This is a genomic window from Pseudomonas sp. R15(2017) (genome assembly GCF_002112685.1).
GTDB lineage: Bacteria > Pseudomonadota > Gammaproteobacteria > Pseudomonadales > Pseudomonadaceae > Aquipseudomonas > Aquipseudomonas glycinae.
The window spans coordinates 233,912-250,400 of record NZ_NEII01000006.1 but is presented as its reverse complement, the minus strand read 5'-3'; the positions used below and the strand labels follow the sequence as shown (position 1 = coordinate 250,400).

General features: G+C 61.3%; 14 protein-coding genes. 3 read left to right on the top strand and 11 right to left on the bottom strand.

Features of this window, described 5'->3' with window-relative positions; genetic code table 11:
* Window positions 1-39: 39 nt before the first annotated feature.
* From CAF77_RS14610 to edd, 11 genes are all read right to left on the bottom strand, one after another.
* A complete protein-coding gene (locus tag CAF77_RS14610; RefSeq protein WP_085654836.1) occupies window positions 40-894 on the bottom strand; it encodes a D-hexose-6-phosphate mutarotase in 855 nt (284 codons plus the stop codon).
* Window positions 895-1,010: 116 nt separating this feature from the next.
* Complete coding sequence (locus CAF77_RS14605; protein WP_064383727.1) at window positions 1,011-2,357, bottom strand: carbohydrate porin; 1,347 nt, start codon at window positions 2,355-2,357, stop codon at window positions 1,011-1,013.
* A 132-nt stretch (window positions 2,358-2,489) separates the two neighbouring features.
* On the bottom strand, window positions 2,490-3,650 hold the full coding sequence (locus CAF77_RS14600; protein WP_064383728.1) for an ABC transporter ATP-binding protein: 1,161 nt from the start codon (window positions 3,648-3,650) through the stop codon (window positions 2,490-2,492).
* Between the two features lie 2 nt (window positions 3,651-3,652).
* Entirely contained in the window at window positions 3,653-4,498 is an 846-nt protein-coding gene (locus CAF77_RS14595) for a carbohydrate ABC transporter permease (protein ID WP_011335608.1), read from the bottom strand.
* Window positions 4,491-5,399 carry a carbohydrate ABC transporter permease gene (locus tag CAF77_RS14590; RefSeq protein ID WP_011335609.1) on the bottom strand — a complete coding sequence of 303 codons (909 nt, stop codon included), beginning with the start codon at window positions 5,397-5,399 and terminating at the stop codon, window positions 4,491-4,493. The genes CAF77_RS14595 and CAF77_RS14590 overlap by 8 nt, the downstream gene beginning before the upstream one ends.
* Window positions 5,400-5,492: 93 nt before the next feature.
* On the bottom strand, window positions 5,493-6,794 hold the full coding sequence (locus tag CAF77_RS14585) for an ABC transporter substrate-binding protein (protein WP_007951167.1): 1,302 nt from the start codon (window positions 6,792-6,794) through the stop codon (window positions 5,493-5,495).
* A 118-nt stretch (window positions 6,795-6,912) separates the two neighbouring features.
* Window positions 6,913-8,172 (bottom strand): AGE family epimerase/isomerase, encoded by a 1,260-nt coding sequence (locus tag CAF77_RS14580; protein ID WP_064383729.1) that lies wholly within the window; start codon window positions 8,170-8,172, stop codon window positions 6,913-6,915.
* A gap of 104 nt (window positions 8,173-8,276) precedes the next feature.
* Window positions 8,277-9,704, bottom strand: coding sequence for an ATP-binding protein (locus tag CAF77_RS14575; RefSeq protein WP_199913035.1), 1,428 nt, complete (start codon window positions 9,702-9,704; stop codon window positions 8,277-8,279).
* Window positions 9,705-9,735: 31 nt separating this feature from the next.
* The gene (locus tag CAF77_RS14570) at window positions 9,736-10,467 is read right to left on the bottom strand and encodes a response regulator (protein ID WP_064383731.1); all 732 of its coding nucleotides are present in this window, start codon (window positions 10,465-10,467) and stop codon (window positions 9,736-9,738) included.
* Between the two features lie 157 nt (window positions 10,468-10,624).
* A complete protein-coding gene (locus CAF77_RS14565) occupies window positions 10,625-11,578 on the bottom strand; it encodes a glucokinase (protein WP_064383732.1) in 954 nt (317 codons plus the stop codon).
* Window positions 11,575-13,401: a phosphogluconate dehydratase gene (gene edd / locus CAF77_RS14560; RefSeq protein WP_064383733.1), complete on the bottom strand. Its 1,827-nt coding sequence runs from the start codon at window positions 13,399-13,401 to the stop codon at window positions 11,575-11,577. The genes CAF77_RS14565 and edd overlap by 4 nt, the downstream gene beginning before the upstream one ends.
* A gap of 221 nt (window positions 13,402-13,622) precedes the next feature.
* Between edd and gap the strand changes: the two genes are divergently transcribed.
* The 3 genes from gap (at window position 13,623) to CAF77_RS14545 (ending at window position 16,430) form a co-directional block, all read left to right on the top strand.
* Window positions 13,623-14,624 carry a type I glyceraldehyde-3-phosphate dehydrogenase gene (gene gap, locus CAF77_RS14555; protein WP_064383734.1) on the top strand — a complete coding sequence of 334 codons (1,002 nt, stop codon included), beginning with the start codon at window positions 13,623-13,625 and terminating at the stop codon, window positions 14,622-14,624.
* A gap of 197 nt (window positions 14,625-14,821) precedes the next feature.
* Entirely contained in the window at window positions 14,822-15,340 is a 519-nt protein-coding gene (locus CAF77_RS14550; RefSeq protein ID WP_064383735.1) for an RNA polymerase sigma factor, read from the top strand.
* 124 nt (window positions 15,341-15,464) lie between these two features.
* Window positions 15,465-16,430, top strand: a complete 966-nt coding sequence (locus CAF77_RS14545; protein WP_064383736.1) for a FecR domain-containing protein — start codon at window positions 15,465-15,467, stop codon at window positions 16,428-16,430.
* Window positions 16,431-16,489: the final 59 nt, after the last annotated feature.

Here is a 16,489-nt window from a genome sequence, read left to right as displayed (position 1 = left end):
GTGACGCGGAGCGTCACGGGCTGCATTCCCAACGCACAACTAAGCCCCAGCCCACGCCTGCAAACTCAAATGCGCCTTCTCCCCCGGCGCCAGATGCAGGCTATCGGTGCCGCCCGCCGCCGCTTCAACACAGACAAATTCAGAGATCTCGTCCCAGCTCACGCCCAACAACGGCCGCGCACCCGGATGCCACACCACCGTGTCCGCGCTGTCACCGGTATCGATGCACAACTCGCGCTGCCAGGCGTGATCCTTGAGCTGCAACTCGCCGTCGTGCTGGAACACTCGCTGACAGCCGCCATCAACCCGCAACTCGCCTTCCTGCTGGCAAACCTCGCGGTTCAACTGGTCATAACCCTGCGCTCCTTCGAGCCCAGACAGCGCTATCTCACTCACATCACCAATACGCCAGTAAGCGTGCAAAGCCTGGCTCAACTGGCACGGCATGTCGTCCTGATGCTCGGTGCTCAGGCGCAATTCCATGCGTTCGCCCAAGTGCGCGTGCAGGTCCACCTGCCAGTCGCACAGCTGCAATTGCCAATGCAGGCGCACGCCGTCCTCGGCGCTGCTGCTGTCGAGCAGTTTCCAGTCCAGCAGGCGTGCCCAGCCATGGGACGGCCACGCGTTTTCGCTCGGGTGACGGCCATACCACGGCCAGCACACCGGCACGCCGCCACGGATTGCGCCGACATGCGGCCATTTCGCCGCGCACCACAACCACGGCTTCTGCCCGCGCGGCTGAAAGTGCAGCAACTGCGCGCCCTGGCGACTGAACACCGCCTGACACAGCGGATGATCGATCACCAGCACATCGCGCATCTGATAGCGCTCCCAGGCGAACACCGGTCGTTCGCGCAGGGATTTGAAGAAGCGTTGCAGCGGATGCTCATGCATGGGCCACGGTTCCAGATTCAACTTTCATGGGCTGCGACACCCCTGTCCAAAAAAAAGCGGACAGCCTTGGCTGTCCGCAAATATGCGCACATAGAGAGGAGCTTATCGCAGACGCGTCAGAACGTAGACTGAATTTTCAGGCCAGCGACCAAAGCGTTATCCACTTCATCCACACCGCCCGGATGAGTGATGTATTGCAGGTTCGGGCGCACGGTCAGCCAGTTGGTCACGTGGAAGCCGTAGTTGATCTCGTAGTTGTATTCGGTTTCACGAATCGGCGAGAACACCGGATTGTCGTAGTCCGAAACACCGTTGGCGACGTTGAGCAGTTCGGCGTTTTTCTTCACGTCATTGTTCACGTGAATGCGTGCCGCACCGATACCGACGTCATCTTTCGGACGCGCGTCGAACGGGCCTTTGTACACAAACATCACGGACTGATAGTTGTCGATGAAGTTGGTGTCCTTGTCATGGAACGTGGCGTTGGCGGCAATGTTCAGACCACGGCTCTTGTCACCGTTGTGGCTGGTCAGTTGCTGCTGTGCAACGAACCAGTAACCGTGCTTGCTGCTGTGGGTACGGTAAGCATCACCGGTGGTCGCCGCGTCGAAACCGTTGACGTCTTCGCGAACGTCGTTGGCATCGGCCGTGCTCTTGTAGTAACCGACACGGTATTCGCCCGGCAGGCCGTTCGGGTTTGGCAACCAGACCAGCTCTACTGGCAACACGGTGCCTTTGGTGCCGCTGCCGCTCAACTTGAAGCCGTTGCCGTGTTCCAGCTGCGACGGGTTCTGGTTGTACGCACCGATCTGCGCGTAGAGCTCGTCGTTGATGTTGTACTTGACGCGAATCGCCGCCTGGCTGACCGGCCAGTTGTACCAGATGTTGGTCGCCCAGTTGCCCACTTGCGAACCGCAGAACGCCAGGTTCTGGAACTCGCACGGGAAGGTGTTGAAGTCTTCGCCTTCGCCGAAGTAACCGGCCTTGACGTCGAGTTTGTTGTCGAAGAACTGGTGTTTGATCCACAACTGGGTCAGACGCACCATGTGGCCACGACCGTAGACTTCCTGCGAGGAGCTGAGTGTGCCGGCACGCGGATCGCCAACACGATCGTTGGAAATGTTTTCGCCATTACGGTTGGTCAGCTGGATCTTGGCCTGGGTGTTGTCCCAGCCCCACAGTTTCTGCAGGTCCAGCGCCACGCCCAGACCGAACTGGTCGGAGTAACGCGCCGTCTTGTCGTTGTTGTAGCCGCCGTGAAGGTTGCCGCCCACCTCACCGACGTAGTCCATCTTGATGTCGATACCCTGCTCGATCAGCTTGGTACGTTCGCCACCCCAGTCCCCGGTCATCCACTCCGAATCGGAGCTGAACGCGTCAGCCGCGTGGACGCTGCCGGCCAGCATCATTGCCGCAACCGCTGACAACTGGCCGATTCGCTGAGCGTTGTTGTTCTTCTTCATCCCTACATCCTCGTTTTATTGTTATTAACTGTTCTTCTTATTTAACGCGGTTTACATCTGATGCGGCGCGCGACAGGCCACGCACCGCGTGCTCCCTGCAGGAACGGGCGAACCCGCTCCCGCATTGGTTGATCAGCGACCCTTGAACTGGGCCACGTTGGCGCTGTGCGATTCGGTTTTCGGCAGGCCTGCAACCCCCAGGCGCTCGCCGGACTTGGCATCGAACAGCAGCACTTTCGACGGATCGAATTGCAGGGTCAGGGTCTCACCCACCTGCGGCGCCACATCCGGCGCCAGACGGCAGCAGACCTTGGTGTCGTTGAGGTTGACGAACACCAGGGTGTCCGGACCGGTCGGCTCGGTGACCTGCACTTCAGCCTTGATGCTCGGCAAGCCATTGCCCTCGCCATTGGCCAGGACAATCTGCTCCGGGCGCAGGCCGAGGATCACCTCGCGGTCTTCGAGTCCGGCGTCCTGCATCGCCATCGGCAATTCGCAACGGGCCTGGCCGCTGTCGAGCAGCGCCACCAGACGGCCGTCCTTGCGTTGCAGGCGCAGGGGGATGAAGTTCATCGGCGGCGAACCGATGAAGCTCGCCACGAACAGGTTGGCCGGGTCGTTGTAGATCTCTTTCGGCGTACCGAACTGCTGGATGATCCCGTCCTTCATCACAGCCACTTTATCGCCCAGGGTCATCGCTTCGATCTGGTCGTGGGTCACGTAGACCGTGGTGGTTTTCAGGCGCTGGTGCATCAGTTTCATTTCGGTACGCATCTCGACGCGCAGCTTGGCGTCGAGGTTGGACAGCGGTTCGTCGAACAGATAAATCTTCGGCCGACGCGCCAAGGCACGGCCCATCGCCACGCGCTGTTGCTGACCGCCGGAGAGCTGGCCCGGCTTGCGATTGAGCAGGTGCTCGATCTGCAACAGCTTGGCCACGCGGGCGACTTCTTCGTCGATCGCCGACTGGCTCATCTTGCGGATCTTCAGACCGAACTCGATGTTCTCGCGCACGCTCATGGTCGGGTACAGCGCGTAGGACTGGAACACCATGGCGATGTCGCGATCCTTGGGGCTCATGCCGCTGACGTCCTGGTCGCCGATCATGATCGCGCCGCCGGTGATGGTTTCCAGGCCGGCGATGCAGTTCATCAGGGTCGACTTGCCGCAGCCCGAAGGCCCGACGAGGATCAGGAACTCACCGTCCTTGATCGACAGTTCGATGTTCTTCAGGGTGTCCGGCAGGCCGGCACCGTAGGTCTTGTTTACATTGCGAAGTTCGAGCGTAGCCATGATTACCCCTTGACTGCGCCGGCCGTCAGCCCGCGCACGAAATACTTGCCTGCGACCACATAGACCAGCAGGGTCGGCAGCCCGGCGATCATCGCCGCCGCCATGTCCACGTTGTATTCCTTGGCCCCGGTGCTGGTGTTGACCAGGTTGTTCAGCGCCACCGTGATCGGTTGCGAATCACCGCTGGAGAACACCACGCCGAACAGGAAGTCGTTCCAGATCTGGGTGAACTGCCAGATCAGGCAGACCATGATGATCGGGGTGGACATCGGCAGGATGATCTGGCGGAAGATCGTGAAGAAGCCCGCGCCATCGAGGCGCGCCGCCTTGATCAGCGCATCCGGAATGCTCACGTAGTAGTTACGGAAGAACAGCGTGGTGAACGCCAGACCGTAGACCACATGGATGAACACAAGGCCCGTGGTGGTGCTCGCCAGGCCCATCTTGCCGAGGGTGAACGAGGCCGGCAGCAGCACGGTCTGGAACGGCAGGAAGCAGCCGAACAGCAACAGGCCGAAAAACAGCTGCGAACCGCGGAAGCGCCAGAACGACAGTACATAACCGTTCAACGCACCGATGGCGGTGGAGATGATCACGGCCGGAACGGTGATCTTGATCGAGTTCCAGAAGTAGCCGTCAACGGTCGCCCAGGCTTTCACCCAGCCGATGCCGCTGACCACGGTCGGCCAGCTCAGCAGGTTGCCGGTGGAGATGTCTTCCGGGGTCTTGAAGCTGGTCAGCAGCATGACCACCAGCGGTACCAGATACAGCAGGACCGCGAGGATCAGCACCGCGTAGATCGCAACGCGACTCAGGCTGATGGCGGGTTTCGAAGCGAGACTAGTCATGACGCTTGGTCCTCAGCTCGGAGTACAGGTAAGGCACGATGATCGCGAGGATCGCACCGAGCATCAGGATTGCACTGGCCGAACCCATGCCCATTTGTCCACGGCTGAAGGTGAACGAGTACATGAACATCGCCGGCAAATCGGAGGAATAACCCGGGCCGCCGGCCGTCATGGCCGCTACCAGGTCGAAGCTCTTGATCGCGATGTGCGCCAGGATCATCACTGCACTGAAGAACACCGGACGCAGGCTTGGCAGCACCACTTTCCAGTAGATGCGCGGCATGCTCGCGCCATCGATCTGAGCGGCACGGATGATCGACTGATCAACGCCACGCAGACCGGCGAGGAACATCGCCATGATGAAGCCCGAGGCCTGCCAGACCGCCGCGATCACCAGGCAATACACCACGCGATCCGGGTCGATCAGCCAGTCGAGACGGAAGCCTTCCCAGCCCCAGTCCCGCAGCAATTTGTCCAGGCCCATGCCCGGGTTGAGCAGCCATTTCCACGCGGTACCGGTGACGATCATCGAGAGCGCCATCGGGTACAGGTAGATGGTGCGGATAAAGCCCTCGCGACGGATGCGCTGGTCGAGGAACACTGCCAGCAGCACGCCGATGACCAGAGTGATGCCGATGAACATGCCGCCGAACACGGCCAGGTTCTTGCTCGCCACCCACCAGCGGTCGTTGTCGAACAGGCGCTCGTATTGCGCCAGCCCTGCCCACTTGTAGTTCGGCAGGAAGGTCGACGTGGTGAACGACAGGACAAACGTCCAGAGGATATAGCCATAGAAGCCCACCAGAACGATGAACATGCTCGGCGCCAGCACCAGTTTCGGTAGCCAGCGCTGCAATGCGTCGAACGGCGAGGCCTTGCTGAACACAGCAACAGAACTCATGGGAAGATCCAGTAAAGAAGATGAAGGACCGCTGCAAACTGCAGGCTTCAGGCCGATGCGCGACCTGAAGCTTACAGCTGCTCTACGCTGACGTTACTTGGCAGCCTTGATGGCAGTGCCGAGTTTCTTCGCAGCGTCGGCCGGGTCGGCTTTCGGGTCGTTGATGTAGTTGGTCACGACATCAAAGAACGCACCCTGCACGGCCAGCGTGGTCGCCATGTTGTGCGCCATGCTTGGCTGCAGGCCACCGTTCTTGGCGTCTGCCAGGAAGTCCTTGGCAGCGGTCTGGGCGCAGGAGTCGAAACCGTACTTGCCCATGTCGGCGAGCATGTCGTTGCGCACCGGGATCGAGCCCTTGTTGATGCTGAAGACTTTCTGGAAGTTTTCACCCAGCACGACTTTGGCGATGTCCTGCTGACCGGCCGCGGTGCCCGCGTCCTTCTGCTTGAACACGGCCAGCGAGTCGATGTTATAGGTGAACGCCTTGTCGGTGCCCGGGAAGGCTACGCACTCGTAATCCTTGCCAGCGACTTTCTTGGCGGCGGTCCATTCGGACTTGGCCCAGTCACCCATGATCTGCATGCCGGCCTTGCCGTTGATGACCTTGGCCGCTTCCAGGTTCCAGTCCTGGCCTTTGCCGTCCTGGTCCATGTAGGTCGCGACTTTCTTCAGCTCGGTCAGGGCCTTGACCATTTCCGGGCCGGTCAGGGCAGCGTTGTCCAGGTCGACCAGGGCTTTCTTGTAACCATCAACGCCCATCACCGACAGCACGACCGCTTCGAACACGGTGCTGTCCTGCCAAGGCTGACCGCCGTGAGCCAGCGGGATGAAGCCCGCCGCTTTCAGCTTGTCGCCGGCGGCGTAGAATTCTTCGAGGGTGGTCGGGGCTTTTTCGATACCGGCTTTCTTGAAGACTTCCGGGTTGATCCACAGCCAGTTCACGCGGTGAATGTTCACCGGCACGGCCACGTAATCACCTTCGAACTTCACGGTGTCGGAGACTTTCTTGTCGAGCAGGCTGTCCCACTTCTCGGACTTGGAAACGTCTTTCAGGACGTCAGTGTCGAGCAGACCGGTCGACGCCCATTCCTGGATGTCCGGGCCCTTGATCTGGGCAACGCCTGGCGGGTTGCCGGCTACCGCGCGGCTTTTCAGCACGGTCATGGCCGTTGCACCGCCACCGCCGGCGACAGCGCCGTCTTTCCAGGTGAAACCGTCTTTCTCGACTTGTGCCTTGAGCACATCGACGGCAGCTTTTTCGCCACCGGACGTCCACCAATGCACGACTTCCACCGAACCTTTGGATTCGGCAGCGGAAACACTCAGGGGCAGCACAGCGAGCGGGAACAGGGAGGCGACAGAAATGACAGTAGCGAGGCGAGAAATCGCATTCATCTGAGATGTACCTTTCTTGTTGTTATGCATGCAAGTCTGGTGCTTGCGCTGCACACGAGTTTAAACAGAGCGTTTCCCCCCGCAGGTAACGAAGGGACGCGCGAATGTCACCACATGGTTACACAGGAACGCTTCGAGACACGTGTGCCAGAGCACTGGCCATGCTCGGTGCCAGCGGCAGACGCGGAATCAGAACAGCCTGCCAGGCGTGGTACAGATCCGGTTTGCCCGCCCAGATATCGGCACTTGGGCGGTTTTGCGGGTCGAGTTCGTGATGCCAGCTGCCGTCGTAGCGGTCGATGAAATGCGTTTCGCAAAATTCCCAGAACAGGCGATACCAGGTTTCGTACTGCGCATCGCCGGTGCGTTTGAGCAAGGCACTGGCGGCAGCGCTGGCCTCGGCGTGGGTCCAGTGCAGGCGATGGCGCACCACCGCTTTGTTGTTCCAGTCGAGGGTGTAGACGATGCCCGGCGCACCATCGACGTCCCAGCCATGGCGGCAGTTTTGTTCGAACAGCTTTTGCGCGTCGGTGGCCAGCCAGCCGGGCGTCAGCATGCCGGCCTGGACTCGCGCCGCTTCGAGGTGCAGCAACAGCCGCGCCCACTCGAAACCATGGCCCGGCGTGGTCCCGTAGGGACGGAAACCGTCGGCCGGATTGTCGTGGTTGTATTCGCGCAGCGGTTGCCAGTCTCGGTCGAAGTGCTCGATCACCAGGTAATCGTTGGCAGCGGCATGACCGTGGATCACCCGCTCGACGATGCGCTGCGCACGCACCAGCCAGCGCGGGTCTTCGGTGACATCGGCCAGCGCAAGGAAGGCTTCGGTGGCGTGCATGTTGCTGTTGGCGCCGCGATAGGCTTCTTCTTCGCGCCAGTCGCGGTTGAAGAACTCGCGCATGGCGCCCTCTTCTTCGCTCCAGAAATACGTGTCGATGATGTCGATGGCGTCATCCAGCAACGCCTGCGCGCCGGGACGCTGGGCGACCACAGCGGAACTGGCCGCGAGGGCGACGAAAGCATGCAGATAGGCGTTCTTGCCGGTGTTGCCGTCACGGTGTTCGGCGACAGCGAACCAGCCACCGTGCAGCGCATCGCGCAACGGACCGCGCAGGGCCGCAATGCCGTGATCGACCAGCTCGGCGAATCCCGGCAGGCCCTGAATGTGGGCCATGGCGAAGCTGTGGGTCATGCGCGCGGTGTTCATGGTTTCGGCTTGCGCGCCGGCCTGGAGCTGGCCGCGCTCATCGAGATTGCCGAAGCCTTCGGGCAATCGGGAAGCCTTGGCAAATGCCAGCAGACGCAGGCCTTCGTCGGCGAGCCATTGCTGGTGGGCAGGGGCGTTCAGCCAACTGCTGAAGCCCGGATTGAAATGATCCATGGGTGGCCTTTTTTGTTGTTATGACTGCGGGCAGTCTAAACAACGGGCCGGGAGGGGCTTGTAACGAAGGGGACGGTTTTTGTCACCGAGCGGTGACAATCAGATCAATCCACCGAACGCGGCAATTGCAGGGTCACGCGCAATCCGCCTTCACGAAGATTCTGCAACGTCACCTCCCCCCCATGGCTATGAGCAATGTTGCGGGCGATCCCCAAACCGAGACCATAACCCTGCTGCTGCCCCGCCAACCGGAAGTGCGGTTCGAACACCTGCTCCAGCCGTTGCTCCGGCACGCCCGGCCCTTCGTCGTCGACATGCAGCACGAATGCGCTTTCGTCATCATCGATGTGCAAGTGCGCGTTCTGCCCGTACTTCAACGCATTGTCGATCAGGTTGCCGATGCAGCGCTTGAGCGCCAGTGGCTTGCCCGGATACGCCGCCAGCGCCCGCCCCTGCTGCGTCACGCGGCCATTGCCGTTGGGCGCCAGATACGGTTCCACCAGGCAGTCGAGTACATGATTGAGATCCACCGGCTCGATGTTTTCGTGGATGTCGGTGTCTTTCACGCATTGCAGCGCGCCTTTGACCAACAGCTCCAATTCATCCAGGTCACGGCCGAACTTGGTTTGCAGCTGTTCGTCTTCCAGCAGTTCGACCCGCAGACGCAAACGGGTGATCGGCGTGCGCAGGTCATGGGAAATCGCGCTGAACAACTGACTACGCTCGGTCAGGTAACGGCTGATCCGCTCGCGCATGGTGTTGAAGGCGCGGCCCACTTCGACCACTTCACTGCCGCCGCCCTCAGCCACCGGCTCGACGTCGGCGCCCAGCGACAAATCCCGCGCGGCTCGCGCCAGACGCTTGAGCGGCCGGCTCTGCCAGTGCACCAGCAGACCGATGAACAACAACAGAAAACCACTGGTGAAGACGATGAACCACACTTGCTGGGTCGGCAGACCCTGTTCTTCAAGACTGGTGTAGGGTTCGGGCAGCAGCGAGGCAATGTACAGCCACTCACCCGGTGCCAACTGAATCTGCGTGACCAGCACCGGCGGATTCACCGGTTCCAGGGTCAAGGCGTAATGCGCCCACGAACGCGGCAACTCATCGAGTTTCAACCCGGCGTTGAAGATCCGTAAGTCATCGGGGCTGACGAAGGTCACCAGAATATCGGTGTCCTGGCCCAGCGACTGACGCAGCACTTCATCCACCGCTTTCAGCACCGCCGCCTTGCGCGGCGTCACCGGCAGCACTTCCATGCCCAACGGTTTGTCATTCAGTGTCACCACAAAACGCGTGCCGCCCATGCTGCGCAATTGGTCGAGCACCAGCGGCCGATAAGCCACCGGCAACGAGCGGAAGTAACTGACGCTGGCGGTCATCGAATGGGCGAGGCTGCGGGCGCTGGTGACCAGCCCTTCGAGCTGGGTCGCACGCAATTGGGACACCCAGATCACGCTGGACAGGGTCTGGGCGAACAACACCGCGAGCAACGTCAGCAGCAGCATCCGCCCGAGCAGCGAACGCGGCATCGGCACTTTGCGCGCGGTGGTGCGCAGGAACTCAGTGACCATTGCCGGCAACCACATTGGCTGCCAGCTGGTAGCCGCTGCCACGCACGGTGCGGATCAGCCGTGGCGGTTTTTCGGTGTCCCGCAGTCGCTGGCGCAAACGGCTGACGGCCATGTCGACGATGCGGTCGAGCGGCATCAGGTCGCGGCCACGGGTGGCGTTGCCGATGGTGTCGCGGTCGAGGATTTCCTGAGGGTGATCGAGGAACAGCTTGAGCAGGGCGAAGTCGGCGCCGGACAGAATCACTTCCTCGCCGTCGGTGTGAAACAGCCGATGGCTGACCATGTCCAGCCGCCACTCATCGAACGCCAGCACGTCACTGCCGCCGCGTTCCTGGCCGAACTGGGCGCGGCGCAGCAGGGCCTTGATCCGGGCCTGCAGTTCGCGGGGGCTGAAAGGTTTGCCGAGGTAATCGTCGGCGCCGAGCTCCAGGCCGATGACCCGGTCGGCTTCGTCGGAACTGGCGGTGAGCATGATGATCGGCACCTGGGCCTGACGCGGATGCTGGCGCACCCAGCGGCACAGGCTGAAGCCGTCTTCATCGGGCAGCATCACATCGAGGATCACCAGATCGCTCGGCGCCTCGTTAAGCGCCTGACGAAAACCGGCGCCATCCGCCGTGGCCCGTACCTGAAAACCCGCGCGGGTCAGGTAGGTTTCCAGCAACTCGCGTATCTCCTGGTCGTCATCGACCAACAAAATCGACTTGTTGACTGAGCTCACTTCGAAGGCATCCTTGTTGTTGGAATTGGGCGGATTATGCCTGATGTGTAGACCGATCGTTCCCACGCTCTGCGTGGGAATGTATCAAGGGACGCTCCGCGTCCAGTGACGCGGAGCGTCACGGGCTGCATTCCCACGCGGAGCGTGGGAACGATCTTCAGCCTTCCTGTTCGAGCGCCACTCCTGCACCGACGAGCCCCGAGTACGGCGCCGTCACCAGCCACACCGGAATCCCCTTGAAGTAATCGCTCATGCAGCCCTTGTCGGCAAAGCTGCGGGCGAAACCACTTTCGAGGAAGAAATCGGCAAAACGTGGAATCACGCCGCCCACGATGTACACCCCGCCACGGCCGCCCGTGGTCAGCACGTTGTTGCCGGCCACGCGACCGAGCCAGCAGCAGAACTGCTCCAGCACTTCCAGGGCAATCGGGTCGCCTGCAAGTCCCGCCGCAGTGATGGCTTCCGGTGTATCGAGTTTCGGTTCATGACCATCCACCGCGCAGATCGCCCGGTAGACCCGCGGCAAGCCGCCGCCGCTCAACGCGGTTTCCGCGCTGACGTGGCCGATTTCGTTGTGGATGTGCTGCCAGAGCTGGGTTTCACGCGGACTGCTCAGCGGCAGATCGACGTGACCGCCCTCGCCCGGCAACGCGGCAAACCGCCCTTCGCCGAGATCAAGCAAGGTGCCGACGCCCAGGCCAGTGCCCGGGCCGATCACTACCGCCGGGCGCAATGGCTCCGGCGTGCCTTCGCAGACCACGCGGAATTCGCCGGGCTGCAAACGGGTCATGCCCAGCGCCATCGCCGAGAAGTCGTTGATCAGCAACAGCTGCTCGACCTGCAAGGTCTGGCAGAACGCCTTGCGGCTCAGGCGCCAGTGGTTGTTGGTGAACTTGAATTCATCGCCGCTCACCGGCCCCGCCACCGACAGGCACACCGAACCGATGGCGCCCGGCGCCAGACCGAGCCTGCTGAGGTAGAGGCTGATCGCCTCTTCCGGGCTGGCGTGGTCGGCCGTGGCCAGCACCTGAACCGATTCGAGCTGCTGATCTTTCCACAACGCGAACCGCGCGTTGGTGCCTCCGATGTCACCGACCAAAGCCAGTTTCAATTAAGCGTCTCCAGGGCAGAAGTGAAGGCGCTGGCGCCCTGCTCCGCCGAGCTGAAGGCCAAACGCATGAAGCCAAACAGTTCGCGACCGCTGCCGATGTTGTTGCCCAACAGGCCTTTGGCGGGTTCGCGCGCTGCGAATTCGGCAGCGTCCACCTTGAGTTCCAAAGTGCCTTTGACGCCATCGACGCGGATGATATCGCCCTCTTGCACGCGCGCCAAAGCGCCGCCTACATAAGCCTCGGGACTGACGTGGATGGCCGCCGGGATTTTCCCCGACGCGCCGGACATGCGCCCGTCCGTCACCAGCGCCACCTTGAAGCCGCGATCCTGCAGCACGCCGAGGAACGGCGTCATCTTGTGCAGTTCCGGCATGCCGTTGGAGCGCGGGCCCTGGAAACGCATCACCGCGACAAAATCCTTCTCCAGCAGACCGGCCTTGAAAGCGTCGGCCAGATCCTGCTGATCCTGAAACACCATGGCCGGCGCTTCGACGATCTGGTTTTCCAGCGCGACGGCGGACACCTTCATCACACCGCGACCGAGGTTGCCCTCCATCACGCGCAAGCCGCCCTCCGCCGAGAACGCACGGGCCACCGGACGCAGAATGTTTTCGTCGAGACTTTCAGTCGGGCCTTCGCGCCACACCAGCTTGCCGTTATCGAGGAACGGCTCCTTGGTGTACTGGCTCAAGCCGTGGCCGAGCACGGTGTTGACGTCTTCGTGCAGCAGACCGGCTTCGAGCAGTTCGCGGATCAGGAACGACATGCCGCCCGCTGCCTGGAAGTGGTTGATGTCAGCCTTGCCGTTCGGGTAGACGTGGCTCAGGGTCGGCACGACTTCGGAGAGGTCGGCCATGTCCTGCCAGGTCAGTTGAATGCCCGCCGCCATGGCGATGGCCGGCATGTGCAGGGTGTGGTTGGTCGAACCGCCGGTGGCGTGCAGCGCGACGATCGAGTTGACCAGCGCCTTCTCGTCGACGATTTCGCCGATCGGCATGAAGTTGCCATTTTGCTTGGTCAGGCGCGTGACCTGATGCGCCGCTTCGCGAGTCAGGGCCTCACGCAGCGGGGTGTTCGGGTTGACGAACGATGCGCCCGGCAGGTGCAGGCCCATCACTTCCATCAGCAACTGGTTGGTGTTGGCAGTGCCGTAGAAAGTGCAGGTGCCGGGGCTGTGGTAGGACTTCATTTCCGATTCCAGCAGCTCTTCACGGGTCGCCTTGCCTTCGGCGTACTTCTGCCGCACGTCGGCTTTTTCCTTGTTGGAAATTCCCGAGACCATCGGCCCGCCCGGGACGAAAATCGTCGGCAGGTGACCGAAACGCAGGGAGCCCATCATCAGGCCCGGCACGATCTTGTCGCAGATGCCGAGCATCAGCGCGCCGTCGAACATGTTGTGCGACAGCGCCACCGCCGTCGACATCGCGATCACTTCGCGGCTCGGCAGGCTCAGTTCCATGCCCGGCTCGCCCTGGGTCACCCCATCGCACATGGCAGGCGTACCGCCGGCGAACTGACCGACCGAGCCGATTTCGCGCAGGGCGTTCTTGATCTGTTCCGGGAAGACTTCGTACGGCTGGTGCGCCGAGAGCATGTCGTTATATGACGAAACAATTGCGATGTTCGCCGAGTTCATCATCCGCAGGCTGTGCTTGTCTTCGCTGCCACACCCGGCCACGCCGTGGGCGAAGTTGGCGCATTGCAGTTTGCCGCGCATCGGCCCGTCAGTTGCAGCGCCGCGAATCAGCGCAAGGTAAGCCTGACGCGTGGCGCGGCTGCGGGCGATAAGCCGTTCGGTGACCTCAAGAACGCGGGGATGCATGTGTAGAACTCCAGGCTAACGGATGTGGCGACCTGATTGTCTATGCTGATCAAAGAGCCCGCACGCATGGGATGACGGGCGGTTTTCTTGATCATTCGGACCAGTTGATTCAGGTCACTCGTTGTAGATAAAACAAAATATTGCCACTAAAAAGGCTTGTTTTCTATTTTTATGCGAATAATCTTGTAATTCCAACAACAAAACGACGGCGGCGCTGTTCAATGACTCTTCGAATCGCAATCAATGGTTTTGGCCGCATCGGCCGTAATGTCCTGCGCGCACTGTATACCCAAGGCTATCGTCAGGATTTGCAGATCGTCGCCATCAACGATCTGGGCGACAGCGCAATCAATGCGCATCTGCTCAAGTACGACACCGTTCATGGCACATTCGACGCCGAAGTGGCTCATGACAACGAGAGCCTGACCGTCAACGGCGACCGCATTTCGGTCAGCGCCATCCGCAACCCGGCCGACCTGCCATGGGCCGCGGAAAAGATTGATGTGGTATTCGAATGCACCGGTCTGTTCACCGACCGGGCCAAAGCCGCCGCGCATATTACCGCCGGCGCACGCAAAGTGATTATCTCGGCCCCGGCCAAAGGCGCCGATGCCACCGTCGTTTACGGTGTGAACCACGACATTCTGCGCCAGTCGCACCAGATCATTTCCAACGCGTCGTGCACCACCAACTGCCTGGCCCCGGTGGCCCAGGTGCTGCACCGCGAGCTGGGCATCGAAAGCGGTCTGATGACCACGATTCACGCCTACACCAACGACCAGAACCTGACCGACGTTTATCACACCGACCCGTACCGCGCGCGCTCCGCCACCCAGAACATGATCCCGAGCAAGACCGGCGCTGCCGAAGCCGTGGGCCTGGTGCTGCCGGAACTGGCGGGCAAGCTGACCGGCATGGCCGTGCGTGTACCGGTGATCAATGTGTCGCTGGTTGACCTGACCGTGCAGTTGAAGCGCGAAGCCTCGGCCGATGAAGTGAACGCCCTGATGAAAGCCGCGAGCCAGCATTCGAAGATCCTCGGCTTCAACACCCTGCCGCTGGTATCGAGCGACTTCAACCACAACCCGCTGTCATCGATCTTCGACGCCAACCACACCAAATCCAGCGGCAAACTGCTGAAAGTGCTGGCCTGGTACGACAACGAGTGGGGCTTCTCCAACCGCATGCTCGATAACTGCCTGGCGCTGTGCAACGCGGAATAATCCCCCGCCCCTGATTCCTGTGGGAGCTGGCTTGCCAGCGACGAAGTCGGCACATCCAATATGGATATCCGCTGACCCACCGCCATCGCTGGCAAGCCAGCTCCCAAATGGTCAATTATTCCAATTTGAAATCAAGGCTTGACCACTCGAGCGGATGATAAGCATTATCATTCACCCGAAATGGATCAGGTCTTCCCGTGAGTCAATCACACTTCAATCACGTCTTCCTCGCCCAGCGCACTACGCTGCTGCGGACTCTGGAACGGATGGTCAACAACCACAGCACCGCCGAAGACCTGTTGCAGGAAACCTACCTGCGCGTCACCCGGGCGCTGAGCGAACGGGCCATCGATCACCTTGAACCTTTTGTCTTCCAGACCGCGCGCAACCTGGCGCTGGACCATTTGCGTGCGCGCAAGATCCATTCGCGCACCATGGTCGACGACGTGCCGCAGGACGTGGTGCACAGCGTCGCCGCCCCCGCCAGCAGTGCCGAAGACGCCGCCCACGCCGAACAATTGCTGGAGCGCCTGAACGTGAGCCTCGCTGAACTCAGTCCCCGCCAACAGCAGATTTTTATCCTCAGCCGCCTGCACGGGCGCAGCTATCAGGAAATCGCCGAAGAACTGAGCGTCTCTCTCAGCACGGTGCAGAAAGAACTCAAACTGATCATGACCATCTGCATCGGTGTCGCCGAGCGTTTGAATGGCGACTGATGCCGTAGGGCTTTTCTGTAAACCTCAGGATCGACTGCACTGATCATCGGGCTTTGTTACCCTTGCCCGACTTTTACGCTTCACTAAAAAAACAGCCGTGCACAGACACTGCCGAGGAACCACCGTGACGGACATCCACCGCTCCCCTTCGCCTTCATCGGCGCAGGACGCCGCCAGCGCAATGGACCAGGCTCTGGACTGGCTCATCGTGCTCGGCAGTCCGGACGAGGAGCAGACCCGGCAATTCCATGCCTGGCTGGCGGCCGATCCGTTGAACGCCGAGGCGTTCGCCAAGGCCCAGGCAATCTGGGACGGCCCGCAGATCGCCCAGTGCGCACAGAACCTCGCGGCCAAACCGAAGAAAGTCACCGTCCTCACTCGCTTGCGCCCGCACTGGAAACCGCTGGCCACCGCCGCCGTGCTGCTGCTCGGGCTGTTCAGCTTCAGCAACCTGCCGGTGCGTTTGCAGGCCGATCACCTGACCGTGGTCGGCGAACGTCAGCGCTTGCAGCTCGAGGACGGTTCGAAGGTACTGCTCAACACCAACTCCGCGTTCTCCAGCACGATCAACGATCAGCAGCGAGTCGCGCGGCTGTATCAAGGCGAAGCGTTTTTCGAGATTCCGGCCAGCCGCAGCCAGCCGCTGGAAATCGACGCCGGCCCGGTGAAAGCCAGCGTGCGCGACACCGCGTTTGCCGTGCGTTATCTGGACGGCGTGGCGCAGGTGCGGGTGCAGCGTGGCGATGTCGATCTGCGTGCGACCCGCGATGATGCCCGCGTGCGACTGTCCGCCGGGGAAAGCATCCGCATCGGCCCCAACGGTTTCGACCACCCGGCCAAGGTCGACGCCGCCACTGATCTGGCCTGGGTGCAGGGTCGGCTGATCTTCGAGAACTGCCCGCTGAAACAGGTACTGGCCGAACTGCGCCGCTACTATCCGGGCTTCATCATCAACACCAACGAACAGTTGGCCGACGTCGCCGTCACCGGCAATTACCGTCTCGACCAGCCGCTGGACGTGGTGCGTTCGCTCGCGCACATCACCTCGGCCAAGCTTCGAGAATTCCCGGCGCTGGTGATTCTGAACTAAATGAGAATTATTTTTACTCGATAGCCAAAGCTCGTTCGTCTCGTTATAGCCAATGCAAT